The sequence below is a fragment of the Micromonospora sp. MA102 genome (genome assembly GCF_025460765.1).
GTDB classification, from domain to species: Bacteria; Actinomycetota; Actinomycetes; order Mycobacteriales; family Micromonosporaceae; genus Micromonospora; species Micromonospora halotolerans.
In genome coordinates this window covers 17,951-37,063 of sequence record NZ_JAMWEG010000002.1, presented here as the reverse complement: position 1 = coordinate 37,063, position 19,113 = coordinate 17,951, and the positions used below count along the sequence as shown (strand labels likewise).

General features: G+C 74.0%; 20 protein-coding genes. 4 read left to right on the top strand and 16 right to left on the bottom strand.

Annotation, left to right across the window (positions count from 1 at the left end):
* Entirely contained in the window at positions 1-390 is a 390-nt protein-coding gene (locus NFX44_RS03500) for a hypothetical protein (RefSeq protein WP_262282034.1), read from the bottom strand.
* A 328-nt stretch (positions 391-718) separates the two neighbouring features.
* Here NFX44_RS03500 and NFX44_RS03495 point away from each other — a divergent pair, with 328 nt between their 5' ends.
* Entirely contained in the window at positions 719-1,966 is a 1,248-nt protein-coding gene (locus tag NFX44_RS03495; RefSeq protein WP_262282033.1) for a cytochrome P450, read from the top strand.
* On the opposite strand, the gene NFX44_RS03490 is transcribed toward NFX44_RS03495, so the two are convergent.
* From NFX44_RS03490 to NFX44_RS03465, 6 genes are all read right to left on the bottom strand, one after another.
* A complete protein-coding gene (locus NFX44_RS03490) occupies positions 1,967-2,503 on the bottom strand; it encodes a dihydrofolate reductase family protein (protein WP_262282032.1) in 537 nt (178 codons plus the stop codon).
* 72 nt (positions 2,504-2,575) lie between these two features.
* On the bottom strand, positions 2,576-3,034 hold the full coding sequence (locus NFX44_RS03485) for a hypothetical protein (RefSeq protein ID WP_262282031.1): 459 nt from the start codon (positions 3,032-3,034) through the stop codon (positions 2,576-2,578).
* A gap of 1 nt (position 3,035) precedes the next feature.
* Entirely contained in the window at positions 3,036-5,483 is a 2,448-nt protein-coding gene (locus tag NFX44_RS03480; protein WP_262282030.1) for a molybdopterin oxidoreductase family protein, read from the bottom strand.
* Positions 5,484-5,486: 3 nt separating this feature from the next.
* A complete protein-coding gene (locus tag NFX44_RS03475) occupies positions 5,487-6,017 on the bottom strand; it encodes an HPP family protein (protein WP_262282029.1) in 531 nt (176 codons plus the stop codon).
* 64 nt (positions 6,018-6,081) lie between these two features.
* A complete protein-coding gene (locus tag NFX44_RS03470) occupies positions 6,082-7,260 on the bottom strand; it encodes a zinc-dependent alcohol dehydrogenase (protein ID WP_262282028.1) in 1,179 nt (392 codons plus the stop codon).
* Positions 7,257-7,895 (bottom strand): cyclase, encoded by a 639-nt coding sequence (locus NFX44_RS03465; RefSeq protein WP_262282027.1) that lies wholly within the window; start codon positions 7,893-7,895, stop codon positions 7,257-7,259. Before NFX44_RS03465 ends, NFX44_RS03470 begins: the two co-directional genes overlap by 4 nt.
* A 140-nt stretch (positions 7,896-8,035) precedes the next feature.
* Between NFX44_RS03465 and NFX44_RS03460 the strand changes: the two genes are divergently transcribed.
* Complete coding sequence (locus NFX44_RS03460; protein ID WP_262282026.1) at positions 8,036-9,139, top strand: glycosyltransferase family 2 protein; 1,104 nt, start codon at positions 8,036-8,038, stop codon at positions 9,137-9,139.
* Positions 9,140-9,227: 88 nt separating this feature from the next.
* Here NFX44_RS03460 and NFX44_RS03455 read toward each other — a convergent pair whose 3' ends face one another.
* From NFX44_RS03455 to NFX44_RS03445, 3 genes are read right to left on the bottom strand one after another with little or no spacing between them, the layout of a single operon-like run.
* On the bottom strand, positions 9,228-9,878 hold the full coding sequence (locus tag NFX44_RS03455) for a DUF3618 domain-containing protein (protein WP_262282025.1): 651 nt from the start codon (positions 9,876-9,878) through the stop codon (positions 9,228-9,230).
* Positions 9,875-10,339: a phage holin family protein gene (locus NFX44_RS03450; RefSeq protein WP_151462565.1), complete on the bottom strand. Its 465-nt coding sequence runs from the start codon at positions 10,337-10,339 to the stop codon at positions 9,875-9,877. The genes NFX44_RS03455 and NFX44_RS03450 overlap by 4 nt, the downstream gene beginning before the upstream one ends.
* Before the next feature lie 31 nt (positions 10,340-10,370).
* Positions 10,371-11,150, bottom strand: coding sequence for a hypothetical protein (locus NFX44_RS03445; protein ID WP_262282024.1), 780 nt, complete (start codon positions 11,148-11,150; stop codon positions 10,371-10,373).
* Between the two features lie 200 nt (positions 11,151-11,350).
* On the opposite strand from NFX44_RS03445, the gene NFX44_RS03440 reads away from it, so the two are divergent.
* Positions 11,351-11,833, top strand: a complete 483-nt coding sequence (locus NFX44_RS03440; RefSeq protein WP_262282023.1) for a DUF4383 domain-containing protein — start codon at positions 11,351-11,353, stop codon at positions 11,831-11,833.
* Between the two features lie 124 nt (positions 11,834-11,957).
* Complete coding sequence (locus NFX44_RS03435) at positions 11,958-12,617, top strand: DUF6766 family protein (protein ID WP_262282022.1); 660 nt, start codon at positions 11,958-11,960, stop codon at positions 12,615-12,617.
* 9 nt (positions 12,618-12,626) lie between these two features.
* On the opposite strand, the gene NFX44_RS03430 is transcribed toward NFX44_RS03435, so the two are convergent.
* The 6 genes from NFX44_RS03430 to NFX44_RS03405 all read right to left on the bottom strand — a co-directional run bounded on the left by NFX44_RS03430 (position 12,627) and on the right by NFX44_RS03405 (position 19,093).
* A complete protein-coding gene (locus NFX44_RS03430) occupies positions 12,627-13,076 on the bottom strand; it encodes a GNAT family N-acetyltransferase (RefSeq protein ID WP_262282021.1) in 450 nt (149 codons plus the stop codon).
* Positions 13,077-13,146: 70 nt separating this feature from the next.
* Complete coding sequence (gene obgE, locus NFX44_RS03425; protein WP_262282020.1) at positions 13,147-14,607, bottom strand: GTPase ObgE; 1,461 nt, start codon at positions 14,605-14,607, stop codon at positions 13,147-13,149.
* A gap of 90 nt (positions 14,608-14,697) precedes the next feature.
* Entirely contained in the window at positions 14,698-14,952 is a 255-nt protein-coding gene (gene rpmA / locus NFX44_RS03420) for a 50S ribosomal protein L27 (RefSeq protein WP_013288010.1), read from the bottom strand.
* A gap of 11 nt (positions 14,953-14,963) precedes the next feature.
* Positions 14,964-15,278, bottom strand: a complete 315-nt coding sequence (gene rplU, locus NFX44_RS03415) for a 50S ribosomal protein L21 (RefSeq protein WP_151462559.1) — start codon at positions 15,276-15,278, stop codon at positions 14,964-14,966.
* A gap of 188 nt (positions 15,279-15,466) precedes the next feature.
* Positions 15,467-15,940 (bottom strand): hypothetical protein, encoded by a 474-nt coding sequence (locus NFX44_RS03410; RefSeq protein ID WP_262282019.1) that lies wholly within the window; start codon positions 15,938-15,940, stop codon positions 15,467-15,469.
* Between the two features lie 117 nt (positions 15,941-16,057).
* The gene (locus tag NFX44_RS03405; RefSeq protein ID WP_262282018.1) at positions 16,058-19,093 is read right to left on the bottom strand and encodes an Rne/Rng family ribonuclease; all 3,036 of its coding nucleotides are present in this window, start codon (positions 19,091-19,093) and stop codon (positions 16,058-16,060) included.
* Positions 19,094-19,113 lie beyond the last annotated feature (20 nt).

Below are 19,113 nucleotides of genomic sequence, written 5' to 3'. Positions count from 1 at the left end.
TCAGTCACCGTCGCCCCAGCCGAGCCCGCCCGGCCCGGGCGCGTGGTGGAAGCCCGGGTGGCCGGCCACGTCCGCGCAGCGCTCGCCGTCGGGGCCGACCGCCCCGCAGAACAGCCGCTCCGCGCGGTGCCAGGCGTCGGCCGGCGAGAGCGCCGCCGCGCCGAGTGCCAGCTCCGGGCGGAGCAGGCCGAGCGCCTCGGCGTACGCGACCGCCAGCTCCCGCGCGATGGTCGGGTCGGCCGCCTCGAAGCCGAGGTGCACGGTGAAGTGCCGGGGCGGCCGGGCCGCGGCACGCCGGGGCGGCCCGACCAGCGGCTCCTCCCGGTCGCCGCGCCGCAGCCCGGTCACCGCCCGCCGGTGCCGCCAGTGTGCCGCCCTGTTGTCCCGCATCCGTCCTCCCCGTCGCCGGTGACCGCGCCCGCCGGGAGTCCCGCCGGCGGGTGGCGGGGCCGGCCGCCGCCGGCCCCGCACCGAAGACAACCAGCTTTTCCGCGTCCTGGGAGGGGCCAGCTTCCGCGCTCGTCGCCGGCCCCCTCCCCGGCGGCGACCGGCGCCACGCCCACCGGCGCGATCCCGGCCCGAGGCGGCGCGGGCGCCGGGGTTCATGGGTGCCGCGGATCCCGAGGTCACCAGGCTGCGGGTGAGGATTTGCCCGCGCCGGCACGGGTAGGTAGCGCAGCGACCGCACAGGGTCGCCGAGCCGCGTCAGGAGCAACCGATGAGCACCATCCCCAGCGACCGCAGCCCGGAGAGCACGCTCGCGTTCCTCCGCGAGGGCTACCGGTTCATCGGCGCGCGCTGCGACCGCCTCGGCACCGACATCCTCCAGACCCGGTTGCTGCTGGAACCGACGATCTGCCTGCGGGGCCGCCCGGCGGCGGAGCTGTTCTACGACAACGAGCGCTTCGTCCGGCGCGGAGCCATGCCGATGCGCGCCCAGCGCACGCTGACCGGGGTGGGCGGCGTCCAGGGCCTCGACGGCGAGGCGCACCGCCGGCGCAAGGCCATGTTCATGTCGATCATGACCCCGGCGGCGATCCGCCACCTCGGGCAGCTCTTCGACGACGAGTGGCGGGCCCGGATCCCGGCATGGGCCGAGTCCGGGCCGGTGGTGCTCTACGACGAGGTGGGCCGGATGCTCACCCGGACGGTCTGGGCCTGGGCCGGGGTGCCGCTGGCCGACGCCGACGTGCCCCGCCGGACCGCCGAGATGCACGCGATGATCGAAGGGCCGGCCGTGGTCGGTCCGGGGCACTGGCGGGGCCGGCTCGGTCGCCGCCGCGCCGAACGGTGGGCCGGCGAGGTGATCGAGCGGGTGCGCGCCGGCGCGCTGCCGGCGCCGGAGGGCAGCGCGCTGCGGGTGGTCGCCGGGTACCGGGACGAGCGGGGGATGCTGCTGCCCCGCCGGATCGCGGCGGTGGAGCTGCTCAACGTGCTCCGCCCGACCGTCGCGGTGGACCGCTTCGTGGTCTTCTGCGCGCTGGCGCTGCACGACCACCCCCACTGGTGCGACCGGGTCCGCGGCGACGACGCGGCGGCCGAGAGCTTCGTGCAGGAGGTACGGCGTTACTACCCGTTCTTCCCGGTCGCCGCGGCCCGGATCCGGCGCTCGTTCGAATGGCAGGGCTACGCCTTCCCGCAGGGCCGGCGGGTGCTGCTCGACCTCTACGGCACCAACCACCACCCGGAGCTCTGGCCGGAGCCGGAGCGGTTCCGGCCGGAGCGGTTCGACGGCTGGCGGGGTGACCCGTTCCGGCTTATCCCCCAGGGCGGCGGCGACCACGACACCGGCCACCGCTGCGCCGGCGAGTGGATCACGATCGAGCTGATGAAACGGGCGGTCGGCAACCTCACCGGGTCGATGAGCTACCGGGTGCCGGCGCAGGACCTCGCGCTGGACCTCGGCCGGATGCCCGCCCTGCCGCCCAGCGGCCTGGTCCTCGACGGCGTACGCCGAACCGCGTGATCAGCGCACCACGGCGAACCGCAGGTCGGTGATCTGCCCCGAGTCGTCGCAGCGGGTCTTGCGCAGCGTCACCGGGCCGAGTTCGGGGCTGTCGAAGAGGCGTACGCCGCCGCCGAGCAGCACCGGCACGAGGTGCACGACGAGCTCGTCGAGGAGCCCGGCCCGGAGGCACTGCCGCGCCACGTCCGCGCCGAACACGCCCACGTCCCGGTCGCCGGCCGCCTCCCGGGCGAGGTCGGCAGCCGGTCCGATGTCGCCGGAGAGGAAGGTGATCCCGTCGAGGGGCTCGGCGGGCCGGTGGGTCAGCACGAAGACCGGCCCGGACCAGGCCCCGCCGTAGATCGCACGCGCCCCCGCGCCGGGCCGGTTGCCGAGCTCCACGCCGCGCCGGCCGGAAAGGATCGCGCCGGTGCGGCGCATGGTCTCGGCCCCGAGCGGGCCGGCCGCGCCGTGGCCGAACATCCACTCCGCGGAGTCGTCCGGCGGGGCGATGAACCCGTCGAGCGACATGGTGACGTGCCAGATCATCCGCGCCATCGCGCCTCCTCGCGCCGCCCGCCCGGGACGGGCGGGGCCGGCGCCAGTCTCACCCGGAGGTGTGACAGGCGGTCACTTGGCGACCACGAGCGCCTGCGGTGCGGCCTGCTTCATCCGGGTGCGCAGCCACTTGAGCTGGATGGCGGTCTCCTGCTCGCACGCCTTGACCACCCCGAGCAGGTCCTCGTCCCGGGCCCCGTACGCGGCCTGCCCGACGACCGTCCAGCAGATGTCGCACTGTGCGGCCATCAGGTAGAGGTCCTGGAGGTCGCGGAGCAGCCCGATCGGCCCGGTCCGGGTGCCGGAGAACAGCTCGGAGTGCAGCCGGTCCGGCTCGGCCGGGGCCTCCTCGGCGTACCGGCGGGCGAAGGGGGCCAGCTTCTCCGCGTGGGTTCGGCACTGCTTGGCCAGCTTCTCGCAGGTGTGGAAGACGTCCGGCTCGTCCCCGTGCGCCTTCCCCACCTCGGTGAACGCGTCGCCGAGGCGCTCCTGGGCCTTGTGCAGCAGGCCGAGATAGTGGGCCAGGTGCATGTCACTCTCCCCTCGACGGCGCCTCGGCGGCCGGCCCGCCGACCGTGGCCGGGATTCCGGAGCCCTCCGGCGGCGCGGAGCCGCCCACCGTGGGCGCGGGCGAGGGGCGGCCGCCCGAGTCGGCCTCCTTCACCACCCGCACCGCCGCCACCTTGAAGATCGGCTGCTTGGAGACCGGGTCCCAGGCCGTGATCGTCAGCTCGTTGGCCGCCCGGTCGTGCCGACCCTCCCCCGGGCCGGCGCCGTCGGCCGCGTCCCAGTAGCCGTAGTGGAAGGGGAGGAAGACCACGCCGGGGCGTACCCCGCAGATGCGGGCCCGGGCGCGGACGACGCCGCGCGGCGACTCGATCCGGACCAGATCCCCCTCGCCGACGCCGAGCCCCTCGGCGTCGGCCGGGTTGAGCTCCACCCACGACTCGGGGGCGGCGTGCACGAGCTGGCTGGCCCGGCCGGTCTTGGTCCGGGTGTGGAACTGGTAGACGGTCCGCCCGGTGGTGAGCAGCAGCGGGAACTCCTCGCTCGGCACCTCCGGCGACGGCTGGTACGGCGTGGCGTGCAGGAACGCCCGCCCGGCCGGCTGCTTGGCCCGGTACTCCTCGGGCAGCAGCTCGGCCCCGGTGGCCAGGTCGTGGCCGTACGACTCGCAGTAGTCCGGGTCGGTGTTGAACACCCCGTCGGTGTAGAGCCGCTCGGTGCCGTCCGGGTGCTCGTCGGTGCAGGGCCACTGGACGCCGCCGGTGCGCAGCTTGTCGTAGGTGATCGCGGTGTAGTCGCAGGGCCGGCCGCGGGAGCACTCCTTCCACGCCTCGAAGACCTCCTCCGGCCCGGTCCAGGTGATCAGCGGGTTCCCGTCCTTGTCCCGGAAGTCCATCCGGCGCGCGTAGTCGAGGAAGATGTCCAGGTCGGGGCGGGCCTCGCCGGGTGGCTCGACGGCCTTGTCGGAGATGTGCACGGTCCGGTCGACGCTGGTGAACGTGCCGGTCTTCTCGCCCCAGGTGGCCGCCGGCAGCACCACGTCGGCCAGCTCGGCGGTCTCGGTCAGGAAGAGGTCCTGCACCACCACGAACAGCTCCGGGTTCGCCAGGATCCGGCGGATCCGGGCCAGGTCGGGCAGGGAGACCGCCGGGTTGGTGGCCGAGATCCACAGCAGCTTGATCGAGCCCTGCTCGGCGTACCGGAAGATCTGCATGGCGTGGGTCGGCGGCGCCCAGTGCGGGATGCGGTCGACCTCGACGTTCCACAGCCGGGCCAGCTCGGCGATGTGCTCCTCGTTGGCCCAGTTGCGCAGGCCGGGCAGGTCGCCGTCGGCGCCGCACTCGCGGTTGTTCTGCGCGGTGGGCTGGCCGTTCATCTGGTAGAGCCCGGCGCCGGGCCGCCCGAGCATGCCCCGGATCAGGTGCAGGTTGTTCACCTGACAGGACGCCGCGGTGGCCTGGTTGGACTGGTAGAAGCCCTGGAGGACGGTGGACAGCAGCCGCTCCGACCGCCCGAGCAGCTCGGCGGCGCGCTCGATGTCCGCGGCCCGCAGGTCGCAGATGTCGGCGACCTTCGCGACCGGGTAGTCCTCCACCACCTGGCACAGCTCCTCGAAGCCGAGCGTGTGCTCCCGGACGTACGCCTCGTCGTACCAGCCGCGGTGGATCAGCTCGCGGAGCAGGCCGTTGAGCAGCGCCAGGTTGGTGCCGTTGCGCAGCGCCAGGTGCACGTCGGCCTCCCGGGCCACCGGGGTGGCGCGCGGGTCGACGGCGAGCATGGCCGGCGGGTTCGGCCCGCGCCGGCGGTCCAGCATGCGCATCCAGAGCACCGTCTGGGTCTCCGCGACGTTGTGCCCCCACAGCGCGATGGCGTCGCAGTGGTCCACATCCGTGTACGAGCCGGGCTGCCCGTCGGTGCCGAACGACGCCTTGAGCGCCGCGGCGGCCGTGGCGGTGCAGAGCCTGGTGTTGCCGTCCATGTGCGGGGTGCCCAGCCCGGCCTTCCCGATCACGCCGAGCGTGTAGTACTCCTCCAGGAAGAGCTGCCCGCTGGTGTAGAAGCCGAAGTGCCCCCAACCGCCCGGGCCGTCCAGCAGCTCCTTCGACCGGGCCACGATCCGGCCCATGGCGGTGTCCCAGTCGGTCTCGACCAGCCGGTCCCCCTCGCGGACCAGCGGCCGGCGCAACCGGTCCGGGCTGTGGTTGGCCTGCCAGCCGTAGAGGTCCTTCGGGTCGACCCGGCCGTGGTTGATCCGGTCCCCGGCCCGGCCCCGCACACCGACGATCCGGTCGTCGACCACGGCGATGTCCATGGCGTCGCCGTTGGAGTGCAGGATCGAGGCGCTGGGCACCCACCGCCGCACGTCGGCCTCGGTGTGCCCGTCGGCCAGGAAGGTGTCCACCCGCACCGGCCAGCGTTCCCCCGGCCCGTACGGCGTGCGCGGCCCCCACGGGTCGGCGATCCGGTCCACCATCGCTCATCCCTCCTTCGGCGCCGCCCAGAGCGGCATGGGTCGGCCGGCCGCGCGGTTGAACAGCAGGTCCACCACGGTCACCAGCAGCACGGCAGCGAACGCGACGACGAGCTGGCCCGGGGTGTGCAGCAGCCCGAGGCTCACGATCAGTGTGGTGGCGCCGGCCGGCGGATGCGCGGCCTTCAGCAGGACCAGCACCGCGGCGGTGACGGCGAGGGAGCCGGCGGCGGCCACGATCCGCGCCCCGGACACCCCCTCCTGGAGCGCGGACGGCCGGTCGGCGAGGCCGGTGGCCAGTAGGAACGCGTACCCGGCGAGCAGCGCCACGAGGTGCCCGACGACGGTGTTGCGGGGCGAGGACTCCGGCCGGCCGGGCTGCTCGACGTGCAGCATGATCGCCGGGCCGAGGCTGGGGAACAGCCACGGTTGCCGGGTCAGCAGGGCGACCGCGCCGGCCACCACCATGGCGACCGCGCTGCCGGCGAAGGCCCGCGCGGCGGGCCGGGACGGCGTCTCATCGATCTCGGCGGGCATGCCGGGTGCTGTACCCCTGCCGCGGGAATTCAAATCGACGCACGTCCCGGCCATCGCGCGCCGGTCAGGCCGCCTGCGGGTGCAGCACCGTGCGCAGGCAGCCCTCCTCCTTCTTCTGGAAGATCTCGTACCCCCGGGCCCCCTCCTCCAGCGACATCGGGTGGGTGGCCAGGTAGCCCGGGTCGATCTCGCCGATCGCGATCCGGTCCAGCAGCATCGGGATGTAACGCTGGGCGTGCATCTGCCCCATCCGCAGCACCAGCGCCTTGTTCATGGCCGCGCCGAGCGGGAACTTGTCCACCAGGCCGCCGTACACGCCGACGATGCTCACCGTGCCGCCCTTGCGGCACGCCATGATCGCCTGGCGGACCGAGGTGGGCCGGTCGGTCTGCAGCCGGGCGCTCTGCTTCGCCTTGTCGTACGCGTAGGCGGGCCCGACGTCGTGCGACTCCATGCCGACCGCCTCGATGCAGGCGTCCGGCCCGCGCCCGGCGGTCAGCTCGCGCAGCTCCTCCAGCACGTCGGTCTCCGCGTAGTTGATCGTCTCCACGCCGAGTCGCTGGGTGGCGGTGGCCAGCCGCTCCGGCAGCCGGTCGATCATGATGACCCGCTCGGCGCCGAGGATCTGCGCGGACCGGGCGGCCATCTGCCCCACCCCGCCGGCGCCCCAGACGGCGACCACCTCGCCGCCCTTGAGATTGCAGAAGTCCGCCGCCATCCAGCCGGTCGGCATGGCGTCGGAGGCGAACACCACCGAGTCGTCCGGCACCCCGTCGGGCACGGTGAACGCGCCGACGTCGCCGAACGGCACCCGGATGTACTCCGCGTGGCTGCCCGAGTAGCCGCCGGCCGCGTGCGAGTAGCCGAGGATGCCGGCCGGCGAGTGGCCCCAGAGCTTCTCGGTGAAGACCGGCTGCGGGTTGGAGTTGTCGCAGAGCGAGTACTGCTCGGTGCGGCAGTACCAGCAGCCGCCACAGGCCACCACCGAGCCCACGACCACCCGGTCGCCGACCTTGATCCGCCGCACGTCGGGGCCGGTCTCGACCACCTCGCCCATGAACTCGTGGCCCAGGATGTCGCCGTCGCGCATGGCGGGCAGGTATCCGTTGATCAGGTGCAGGTCCGAGCCGCACACGCTGCTGGCCCGTACCTTGACGATGATGTCGCCGCCGGACCGGACGGCCGGCTCCGGCACGTCGCGCACGGCCAGCTTGCCGACGCCCTCCCAGCACAGCGCCCTCACGGCCGGCCTCCCGCCATCAGCTTCTCCCGCATCCGGTCGGTGGCCTGTTCCTGCTTCGGGCTACGCCCCGACGGGTCGTGCCGGGTGTCCAGCACCTGGCCGGTCTCGACGAGCGACTTGATCCGGCGCAGGGCGCTGCGCAGCGCGACGTCCGGGTCGTCCCCGCCGGCCAGGCCGAGCGCCCGGCGTACCGGGCCGGACCGCCAGCGCAGCTCGGCCCGGATCTCGGTGCCCCGGTCCTGCGGCGCCGGCACCAGCTCGACCCGTCCCTCCTGGGCCACCGGTCCCTCGGTGACCCGCCAGCCCAACCGGCCCGGCCCGGTCACGGTGATCTCGGCCCGCCACTCGGTGCCGTCCCCGCCCGGATCGGTCGCCACGCAGCGCCACCGGCGGTCGTCGAGCTGCTCCAGAGTCACCCACTCGGCGAGCCCGCGGTCCAGCCGTTCCCGGTCGGTCCAGAAGCCGATCACCGCCTCCATCGGCCGGTCCACCGTGATTCCCCGGTGGACGACGTACCAGCCGTCCGCCCGGTCGGGTTGGTGCCGGCGCCGTCGCCGGGCCACCACCCGGCCGACCCCGAGCGCGGTCACCGCGGCGGCGCCGGCCAGCGTCCACCTCGTCGCGTTGCTGCTCATCACGTCTCCTCCACCGGGGCGCCTCGGCCCGCCCACATTCCGCAGCGCTACCCGGCGCGGCGGCGTCGAAACGGCGAAACGGTTTGATCACCGAAATTTCGGGCACGCTGCCGTCCCCGCCGACCGAGAGGGGCGCGCCCGTGACCCACGACTTCCGCCGGTCCGGCCGGCACCGACCGGCCGGCGGCATCCAGGAGGTGTTCGACCCCGGCGCGGCGTCCGCGCCGGAGCGGCTTCGGATGGCGTACGTCCTGCCGCTGCGCCCCGACGGCGACAGCGGCCACACCGACCTGACCGGTTACCTGCGCGAGCTGAGCCGGTGGGTCGACGTGATCGTGGTCGACGGGTCCCCGCCGGAGCTCTTCGCCCGGCACGCCGCCGCGTGGCGGGGCCTGGTCCGGCACGTCCCGCCCGATCCCGCGCTGCGCGGGCGCAACCCCACGGCGCTCGGCGTGCTGACCGGCGTCGCCCTGGCCCACCACGAGCACGTGGTGATCGCCGACGACGACGTCCGCTACGACCTCGCGGGGCTGCGCGCCGTGCACGAGCTGCTCGACCGGGTGGACCTGGTCCGGCCGCAGGACCACGTCGACCCGCTGCCCTGGACAGCCTGGCGGGACACCGGCCGGATGCTGCTCCACCGGGCGCTCGGCGGGGACCGGCCGGGCACCCTCGCGGTGCGCCGGAGCACCTTCCTGGCCATGGGCGGCTACGACCCGGACGTGCTCGCGGAGAACCTGGAGCTGGTGCGGACGGTCCGCGCCTACGGCGGCGCCACGGCGACCCCCGCCTGGCTGTACGTGCGCCGGCTCCCGCCGACCGCCGCGCGCCGGCCGGCGTACGACGAGCTGGCCCGACCCGGGTGGCTGCTGGCCGCGCTGGCGGTGCTGCCCGCCGCGGCGGCCGCGCTCGCCGCCCGCCGGCCGGGGCTGCTGCTGCGGGCCGGGGTGGCGACGGTGGCCGTGGCGGAGGTGGGCCGGCGGCGGGCCGGCGGCACCGCCGTCTTCCCGGCGCACACCACGCTCGCGGCGCCGGTCTGGCTGCTGGAACGCGGGGTCGGCGCCTGGCTCGCCGTGGGCCGGCGGCTGCGCGGCGGCCGGCCCGGCCCGGACGCCGGTCAGCGGGCGCACACCACCCGGGCGCTGCGCCGGCGGCTCGCCGGGCGCCGCCCCGACGACCTGGTGCTCTGGGTGGAGACCGGCGCCGTGCCGGCCCCGGCACCGGTGGAACGCCTGCCGCGCTGAACCGGCGGCCCCGCACGCGACAGCTCGCGGCCACCTCCCGGCGTGGTGCCGGGTGTGACCGCGAGCTGCGGCGTACCGATGGGGGTGGTCAGTACCGCACCTGGTCGCGGGACTGCTGGGCGGTGTCCTTGACGTCCTGCGCGGCGGACCTCGTGTCGTCCTTGACGGCGTGCACGGCGTCCTGCGCGGTGGACTTCACCGACTCGGTGGCCTGCTGCGCCGGCTCGCGCAGCTCCTCCTTCAGCTCCCCGGCGACCTCGGTGAGCTTCTCCTTCACCACGCCGCCGTGCTCGGCGGCCTTCTCCTTGACCTGCGCGGCGACCTGCTGCTCGCGGCGGGTGGCCGGGATCAGCGAGGACACCAGCATGCCGACGCCGAAGGCGATCACGCCGGCGGCGATCGGGTTGCCCTCGGACTTCTCCCGCAACACCTGCGGGGCCCGCTGGGCGGCGTCGCCGACGGTCGAGGCGGCGGCGTGCGCCTTGTCGCCGACGGTGGAGGCCGCCGAGGAGGCGTGGTCGCCGACCGAGTGGGCGGCGTGGCCGGTGCTGTGGCCGAGGTCGGATGCGGTTCCCATCACCTTGTCCTTCACGTTGGTGAGCGCGCTGCGGACGCGCTGCTTGCGGTCGTCGACGATCCGGCCCGGGCTCACCTTGTACGCCAGGGCGTCCACGTCCGAGCTGAGGCTGGTGCGAGTGGCTTCGATCTCCCGGCGGATTTGTTCGGGATCGGTGCTCATCGGGTGACTCCCTCCGGGTGCGGCTTGAGCGCGTCGGGGATGCGCTGCACGCTGTCGTTGGTCTGCTTGAGGCCGCGAATCCGCTCGGCGTTCTTCTTGGCCTTCGAGTAGAGGACCGCGGCGACCACGGCCCAGATCACGGCCACGATCAGCGCGGCCAAGCCCGAATCCATCACGTTGTCCAGGAACTGCCACACCGCGATGGAGACGAAGAGCGCCACCATGTAGCCGCCGAAGCCGGCGCCGCCGAAGAGGCCGGCGGCCTTGCCCGCCTTCTTCCCCTCCTGGCGGATCTCCGCCTTGGCCAGCTCGACCTCCTGGCGCATCAGCGTGGAGAGGTCGGTGGTGACCTGGCGCATCAGCTCACCGATGGAGCTGCCCCGGACCTCGTCCGCGGTGTGCGGCGCGCCCGCCGCGGTGTAACCCGAGTCCAGTCCGGACCCCTGCGTCGGCATGCTCATGCCGCCGCCTCCCTTCTGCCGCTCAGGCCGTTCACGGACGGTTGACGCCGCTCGACGGCACGCCCGGCAGCGGGTCGGTCCGGCTCGGCGGGGGCAGCGGCTGGCCGGTGCCACCCTCCGGGTCGGCCCAGGTGTTCGGGGCGCCGCCACCCGGGTAGGTCGCGCCCGGCGCGGAGTAGCCCGGGTCCGGCTCGGCGTACGTGCCGGGGGTCGGGTCGAGGTAGCCGCCCGGCGGGGTCTGCTCCGGCACTGCCCGGGAGGTCGGGATGACCGCCGTGCGGTCCGGGTCGTACGACGGCTGCACGCCGCCGTCGCCGACCGCCGCGATGTTCCGGGTCAGCCGGCCGGCGACCACACCGAGCACGGCGGCGCCCAGCAGGAAGGTGCCCGGGTTGCGGCGGGCGTAGTTCTTCACCTCGTGGAGCAGGTCGCCCGGCTCGCGCTGCTCCAGCCAGCCGGCCACGCCGTGCACCCGGTCGGCGGCCTGGTGGGCCAGCTCGGTGACCGGGCCCGAACCGCCGCCGTTCTGCGCCATCGAGCGCATCTCCTCGGCCAGCGAACGCAGCCCGCTGGCCGCGCGCTGCTGCTGCTGGCTGCTCTGGGCGGTGACCTGGTTCCGGGCCTCGCCGTACAGGTTGCGGGCCTGGCGCTTGGCCTCGCCCACGACCTCCTGGCCCTGCTCCTTGGCGGTCTGGGCGACCGCGCCGCCCGCGTTGGCGGCCTCGTTGCCGACCTGGCGGGCCTGGTCGCGGACGCCGCCGCCGTTCGTCGACTCGTAGGTACCGGACGTGGATGAAAGATCGTAAGTCATGGATTTCCCTTCCGCTCGGAATTCGTAGCGGGTGTGCTGGGGGATCACACCGGCGTTGCTGCCGGCGTGTCGAAATCCCTACCCCCGGTCGTCGGGTCCATGCCTGATTCGTCATTTCTCTGCGGAGTCGCCCCGCGCCGGTCACACAATGGAGGGTCTGCCCGCCCGGGCGGCGGTGTGCTCCCACGGAGGTGACAGCGATGGCACGTGACGTGCGCGGACGCGCCGCGGCCCGGTCCCGGCCGCCGATCCAGAAGGTCGCGCTCGCGGTGGCCGCCGTCTTCGTGCTGATCGGTGTGCTCGGCTTCGTCCCCGGCTTCACCACCCACTACGGCGACCTGAGGTTCGCCGGCCACCACTCGGAGGCCAAGCTCATCGGCCTGTTCCAGGTGTCGATCCTGCACAACCTGCTGCACCTGCTCTTCGGCCTGGCCGGCCTCGTGCTGGCCCGCCGGGTCGCCGGGGCGCGGCTGTTCCTGGCCGGCGGCGGCGCCATCTACCTGGGCCTCTGGCTGTACGGCTTCGCCATCGGCCGGGAGACCGCGGCCAACTTCGTGCCGTTCAACGACGCCGACAACTGGCTGCACCTCTTCCTCGGCTTCGGCATGCTCGCGCTGGGCCTGCTGCTCAACAACGACGTGGGCACCGGCGGGCGGCCGGACACGGCCCTCGACCGGCCCTGACCAACGCCGTCACCCGTTCGGGCGGTCCCGCCCGGCGACCCGCCGGACCGGCGTTTGCCCGATGACGGCCAGGGGCACAGGACCACCACGGGGAGTGACCCCGGCGGGACGAGGAGGTCCGGCGATGCCACGGTTTCTACGCGACAACGCGCTCACGGTCGCCATGCTCGGCGCGTTCGTGATCTTCCTGGTGTTGCAGAGCGTGTTCGGCTGGCAGGTGCACAACGAGGAGCTGGCCGAGTACGGCGCCGCGCCGCTGAGCTGGTGGGCGTACCTGGGCACCGGGCACTTCGCCGAGGCGGTCTTCGAGAACTGGGAGTCGGAGTTCCTCCAGATGGGCGGCTACGTGCTGCTCACCGCGTACCTGGTGCAGAAGGGCTCGGCCGAGTCGAAGCCGGAGGGCCAGACGGACCGGCCCGACGACGACCCGCGGCACGGGACCCCGGACTCCCCCTGGCCGGTGCGGGCCGGCGGCCTGCCGCTGGTGGTCTACCGGAACAGCCTCTCGATCGCCCTGTTCATGATCTTCGCGGGCTCGTTCCTCGGGCACCTGTTCGGCGGCGTGGCCGCCTACAACGAGGAGCAGGCGCTGCAGAGCGGGGCCGCCCCCGTCAGCGCCTGGCAGTTCCTCGGCACCAGCGACTTCTGGTTCCAGTCGATGCAGAACTGGCAGAGTGAGTTCCTCGCCGTGGGTGCGCTCATCCTGCTCAGCATCGTGCTGCGGCAGCACGCCAGCCCCGAGTCCAAGCCGGTCACCGCGGCCCACGCCGAGACCGGCGCGTAGGGTCCGCCGTCAGGCGGCGACCGGGAGCCGCTTGGCGAAGCACACGCTGTACGGGTTGTCGACGTACTCGCCGTACACCGGGATGGGCCGGTAGCCGCAGGACCGGTAGAGGCCGATGGCGGCCGGCAGATAGGTGCCGGTCTCCAGGCACACCGTGGTGTGCCCCTGCCGGAAGGCCAACTCCTCCAGCGCGGCCAGCAACTGCCGGGCGATCCCCCGCCCCCGGTACGCCGGCCGGACGTACATCCGCTTCAGCTCGCCGGTGTCGGCGTCGAGGGCCTGGAGGCCACCGCAGGCGACCGCCCGGCCGCCCTCGACCACCGCCAGGTAGCGGATGTCGTCGTGGGTGATCGTCGCCTGCCCGTCCAGGCCGCCGTCGGCCTCGCGCAGCTCCCGCTGCTGCGCGGCGACCAGGGCGGCGACCTCGGGATCGGTGGCGGGACGGGATTCGATCAGCATTCCGTCACGGTAGGGCGACCGGATTTCGCGAAGGTTTCCGGCCAACGTCCCGAACACGGATAGAGCGGAACTAATCCCAGTCCTCGTCGTCGGCGACGTCCTGCGGGGCCGCCGCCACCTCGTCCTCCGCGCGCACCCGGCGCGCCTTCCGGGCGGCCAGCCGCTCCGCGGCGGAGACGCGGGTCGACTTGTCCTCCAGCCGGACGTCGGTGCCCCGGTTGCCCGGGACGAAGTCGACGCCGGCGTAGAGGGTGGGCTGCCAGTCGAACTCCCGCTCGCCGATCCGGACCAGGTCGCCCGCCTGGGCGCCGGCCTTGGCCAGCTTCTCCTCCACGCCGAGGCGGGCCAGCCGGTCGGCCAGGAAGCCCACCGCCTCGTCGTTGTCGAAGTTCGTCTGCTTGACCCAGCGCTCCGGGCGGCTGCCCCGGACGGTGAAGGAGCCGTCGTCCTCGGCCTCGATGGTGAAGCCGGCGTCGTCGACCGCCTTCGGGCGGATCACGATCCGGGTCGGCTCGGCCGGCGGCGCGGCGCGGCGCGACTGGTCGACCAGCTCGGCCATGGCGTACGTCAGCTCCCGCAGCCCCTCCCGGGTGGCGGTGGAGACGTCGAACACCCGGAAGCCGCGGGCCTCCAGGTCGGGCCGGACGATGTCGGCGAGGTCCCGCCCGTCCGGTACGTCGATCTTGTTGAGCGCCACGAGGCGGGGCCGGTCGGTCAGACCGCCGTACTGGGTCAGCTCGGACTCGATGGCGTCGATGTCGGCCAGCGGGTCCCGGCCCGGCTCCAGCGTCGCCGTGTCGACCACGTGCACCAGCACGGCGCAGCGCTCGACGTGGCGGAGGAACTCCAGGCCCAGACCGCGGCCGGTGGCCGCGCCCGGGATCAGCCCGGGCACGTCGGCGACCGTGAAGGTGTGGTTGTCCACCCGCACGACGCCCAGGTTGGGCACGAGGGTGGTGAACGGGTAGTCGGCGATCTTCGGCTTGGCCGCGGAGATCACCGAGATCAGCGACGACTTGCCGGCGGACGGGAAACCGACCAGGCCCACGTCGGCGACGCTCTTCAGCTCCAGCACCACGTCGAGCCGGTCCCCGGGCTCGCCCAGCTCGGCGAAGCCGGGTGCCTTGCGCCGGGCGTTCGCCAGCGAGGCGTTGCCCCGGCCGCCGCGCCCGCCCCGGGCCGCCTCGAAGGTGGTGCCCACGCCGACCAGGTCGGCCAGCACCTCGCCGTCGAGGGTCTGCACCACCGTGCCGTTGGGCACCTTGATGATCAGGTCGTGGCCGTTGGCGCCGTCCCGGTTGGAACCCGCCCCGCCCTTGCCGTTCTCGGCCTTCATGTGCGGGCGGAAGTGGAAGTCCAGCAGCGTGGTCACCTGCGGGTCGACGACCAGCGAGACGCTGCCGCCGTGCCCACCGTTGCCGCCGTCAGGGCCACCGAAGGGCTTGAACTTCTCCCGGTGGATGGAGACACAGCCGTGCCCGCCGTCGCCGGCCTGCATGTGCAGGACGACCCGGTCAACGAACGTCGTCACGACGCCAATCCTTCCAGCGGGGCACGCCCCCGCGCGAGAAAAGACGAAGCGGGCCGGGACACGAGGTCCGCGGCCCGCTTCGCCGGAAAATTACTGCTGCGGCACGATGCTGACGGTCTTGCGACCACGCTTGGTGCCGAACTGGACCGAGCCGGCGGCCAGCGCGAACAGCGTGTCGTCGCCGCCACGGCCGACCAGGTCACCGGGGTGGAACTTGGTGCCACGCTGACGGATGAGGATCTCACCCGCGCTGACGACCTGACCACCGAAGCGCTTCACGCCGAGTCGCTGGGCCGCGGAATCGCGACCGTTACGCGAGCTGGACGCACCCTTTTTGTGAGCCATTGGAGGACGACCTACTTCCCGCTGGAGATGCCGGTCACCTTGACCTGGGTCAGCGGCTGGCGGTGACCCTGGCGCTTGTGGTAGCCGGTCTTGTTCTTGAACTTGTGGATCCGGATCTTCGGGCCCTTGGTGTGCGCGGCGATCTCGCCGGACACCGCAACCTTGGCAAGCTTCGTAGCGTCGGTCACCAGGTCGTCACCGTCGACGAGGAGCACCGCGGTGAGCTTCACCGCGTCGCCGGGGGCACCGGCGAGCTTCTCGACCTCGATCACGTCGCCCTCGGCGACCTTGTACTGCTTGCCGCCGGTCTTGACGATCGCGTACATCGGAGGCGGACTCCCTGTCGTTGAGGCTGCTAGCGTCTTTTCCCACCGTTACCGGCCAGTCGTTCCCACGGCGTCTCGCCGGGAGCCGTGACACCGGCAGCGCGGGCACGCGGGAACTCAGCACACCAAAGTGCGCCGCAGGCAAGCCTACGCCATGACCGGCCCGCCGCCCAAACCGGGCCGCCGGGTCAGGCCGGACAGAGCTCGTCGAGCCGTCCCTGGAGCCGGTCGAACTCCGTCTCGTCGATGGCCTGCACGTCCGTGCCGAGCCCGGCGACCTCGGTCGCGAGGTCCGCCAGCAGGGTACGCAGCCGCGGGTCGGCGGCCTGCCCGGACTGCTCCCGCAGCGCGTCCCGCCAGCCGGTGAGGGCCGTCTCCGCGTCCCGTCGGGCGGCGTCCGCGGCCTTGCGGTCGCCGCGGCCGGTGGCGCGCAGCATCTCGGCCAGCTTGAACATGTACGTCTGCACGGCCGCGGAGCCGGCCTGCTTGGCGCGGGCGCAGACACCCGGGTCCCCGGTGACCGTCGGCGCCGGTGTGGCCGCCGTGGGCGGTGGGGCCGGTGAGGCGAAGCCCACCGCGAAGGGGTCCTCGCCCCGGTCGGCGCAGCCCGCGCCGGCCAGCAGGACCCCGGTCAGCGCGGTGACCGCGAACACGCGACGCATGTCTCCTCCCTCCGGGGCCGGCCGTCCCGACCGGGGGTCGACGGACACGGCAGGGCCCCTGCCCCGGACTCTGTTGCCGGTGCAGGGGCCCTGTCAAACGCCGTGCAGGTCAGCGGCTCACGGCCGGGTACGCCGCCGCGCGCCGCCGCGCCGGGAACGCCGGCGGGCGGTGCCGCTCTCGGCGCCCTCCTCGTCCCCGTCGCCGAGGGCGTCCGGGTCGTCCGCGGCGGCCAGCCGGGCCGAGTCGCCCTGCTGGCTGTCCGTCACCGCCGGGGCGGCCGCCGTCTCCGTCTCGAACCGGGACAGGTCGTAGCCCTGGGTGTCGTAGTAGTCGTCGTCCGAGCTGTCGACCACCTCGGCGACGACCTTCTGCGGCGCGGCCGGGGTGGGCTGCTCCGCGGCCTCCGCCGCGGGCTTCTCCGCGGCGGCCTTACGACCCCGGCGGCGGCCCTTCTCCTCGGTGGCGGGGCTGGTGACGGCCGAGGCCACCGCCTTGACCTTCTCCCCCGCGCCGCCGCGCGGCTTCTCCGGCACCGGCTCGGTGTGGATGATGACGCCCCGGCCCTTGCAGCACTCACAGGTCTCGCTGAACGCCTCCAGCAGGCCCGCGCCGATCCGCTTGCGGGTCATCTGCACCAGGCCGAGCGAGGTGATCTCGGTGACCTGGTGCTTGGTGCGGTCCCGGCCGAGGCACTCGGTGAGCCGGCGCAGCACCAGCTCCCGGTTCGACTCCAGCACCATGTCGATGAAGTCGATCACCACGATGCCGCCGAGGTCGCGCAGCCGGAGCTGGCGCACGATCTCCTCGGCCGCCTCCAGGTTGTTCCGGGTGACCGTCTCCTCCAGGTTGCCCCCGGAGCCGGTGTACTTGCCGGTGTTGACGTCGATGACGGTCATCGCCTCGGTCCGGTCGATCACGAGCGAGCCGCCGGACGGGAGGAAGACCTTCCGGTCCAGCCCCTTGAGGATCTGCTCGTCGATCCGGTACTCGGCGAAGACGTCGGAGGTGCCGGCGTGCCGGCGGAGCCGCGCCACCAGGTCGGGCGAGACGTGCGACAGGTAGGACTCGACCAGGTCGTACGCCGGCTCGCCCTCGATGACCAGCTCGCGGAAGTCCTCGTTGAACAGGTCCCGGACCACCCGGATGACCAGGTCGGGCTCCTCGTAGAGCAGCACCGGGGCGCCACCCTCGGCCGCCTTGGCCTGGATCTCCTCCCACTGCGCCTGGAGCCGCTTGACGTCCCGGGCCAGCTCGTCCTCGCTGGCGCCCTCGGCGGCCGTCCGGACGATCACCCCGGCGCCGTCCGGCACCAGCTTCTTGAGGATGTCCCGCAGCCGCTTGCGCTCGGTGTCCGGCAGCTTCCGGCTGATGCCGGAGGCGTTGCCGTTCGGCACGTAGACCAGGTGCCGGCCGGACAGCGCGATGTGGCTGGTCAGCCGGGCGCCCTTGTGCCCGATCGGGTCCTTGGTGACCTGCACCAGCACCGAGTCGCCGGACCGGAGCGCCTGCTCGATCGAGCGGGCCCGGCCCTCCAGGCCGCTGGTGTCCCAGTTGACCTCACCGGCGTAGAGCACGGCGTTGCGGCCGCGCCCGATGTCGACGAAGGCCGCCTCCATGCTGGGCAGGACGTTCTGCACCTTGCCCAGGTAGACGTTGCCGGCCATGGTGCCGGACGAGTTGCGGGTCACGTAGTGCTCGACCAGCACGCCGTCCTCCAGGACGGCGATCTGCGTCCGGTCGCCCCGCTGGCGGACCGCCATCACCCGGTCGACCGCCTCCCGGCGGGCCAGGAACTCCGACTCGCTGAGGATCGGCGGGCGGGTACGCCGCTGCTCGCGGCCGTCCCGGCGGCGCTGCCGCTTGGCCTCCAGCCGGGTCGAGCCGGAAACGCCCTGCACCTCGTCGACGGCCTTGCGCGGCTCGCGGATCTTGACGACGGTCGGCACCCCGTCCTCGGCGGCGGTCTCCGCCTCACCCGCGCCCCGGCGGCGACGCCGACGGCGGCGGCGGGTCAGCCCCTCGCCCTCGGCCTCCTCCTCGTCCTCGGTCTCCTCGGCCTCGGCCTCGGCGGACTCGGCCCGGACGGCCTCCTCGGCCTCCTCGTCCTCGGCCTCCTCGGCGCCCCGACCGCGACCGCGGCCCCGGCGGCCACGACGACGACGGCGACGGAGGGCCGCCTCGTCCTCGTCCTCCTCCGCCTCGGCGATCTCCTCGGCCTCGACGGTCGGCTCCTCCTCGACCTCGACCTCGACCTCGGCCGGCTCGACCTCGCGGCGGCCCCGGCGGCGGCGCCGCCCGGTCTCCGCCGGCTCCTCGACCGGCTCCTCGGCGACCGGGTAGGTGACCCGGACGACCGGGGCCTCCTCGGGCTGCGGAGGCATGAACAGGACGGTCGGCGCGGAGAGCGCGGCCCGGCGCCGACGGCCGGTCGGTGCGGGCTCCTCGGCCGGCTCCTCGACCGGACCCGGCACCGCGGCGCCCGGCGCCACCTCACCGGTCCGGTCCTCCGGACCACCGGCGCGGGCCAGGACGGCCTCGTCGGCGTCCCGGTCGCCGGGGGACGGCTCGTCCTCGGCGTCCTCGCCGACCGCGTCCTCGTCGTCCGGCTCGCCCTGGGCGGGCGCCGGGGGCTGCGGGGCGGCGGGCGGCTCGGTGTCGGCCTGCGGCTCGGCGACCCCGTGCGGCTCGACCGCCGGCCCGGCGGTCTCGGCGGGCGCGCCGGCCGGCGACTCGTCCGCGGCGGCCTCGACCGGCGGCGGGGTGGTCTTGCGGCGGCGGGTGCGGGTGACCTTGACCGGCGGCACCACCTCGTCCGAGGCGGCCTCCGCCCCGGCCGCGACCACCGGCTCCTCGGCCGCCTTGGCGGGGGTCGCCTTGCGCCGCCGCCGGGTCTTCGGCGCGGCATCCAGGTCCCCGGCCACCGGGGCGAACACCTCGGCCTGCGGCGTCTCACCGGTCCCGGTCGCCGGGGTGTGCGCCTCGACCGGCGCGTCGGTCTGCTCCGGCTGGTTCAGCGGAGCGGCCTTGCGGCGGCTGGCCCGCTTGCGGGCCGGCGGCTTGACCTCGGCGGTGCTGTCGGTGCTGCTGGTGGCGGTTGCCTCGGCCGGCTCTGCGCCGGTCCGTTCGCCGCCCTCGGGCTCGTTCTCGAGCATGGACGTTCTCCAGTTCTGGC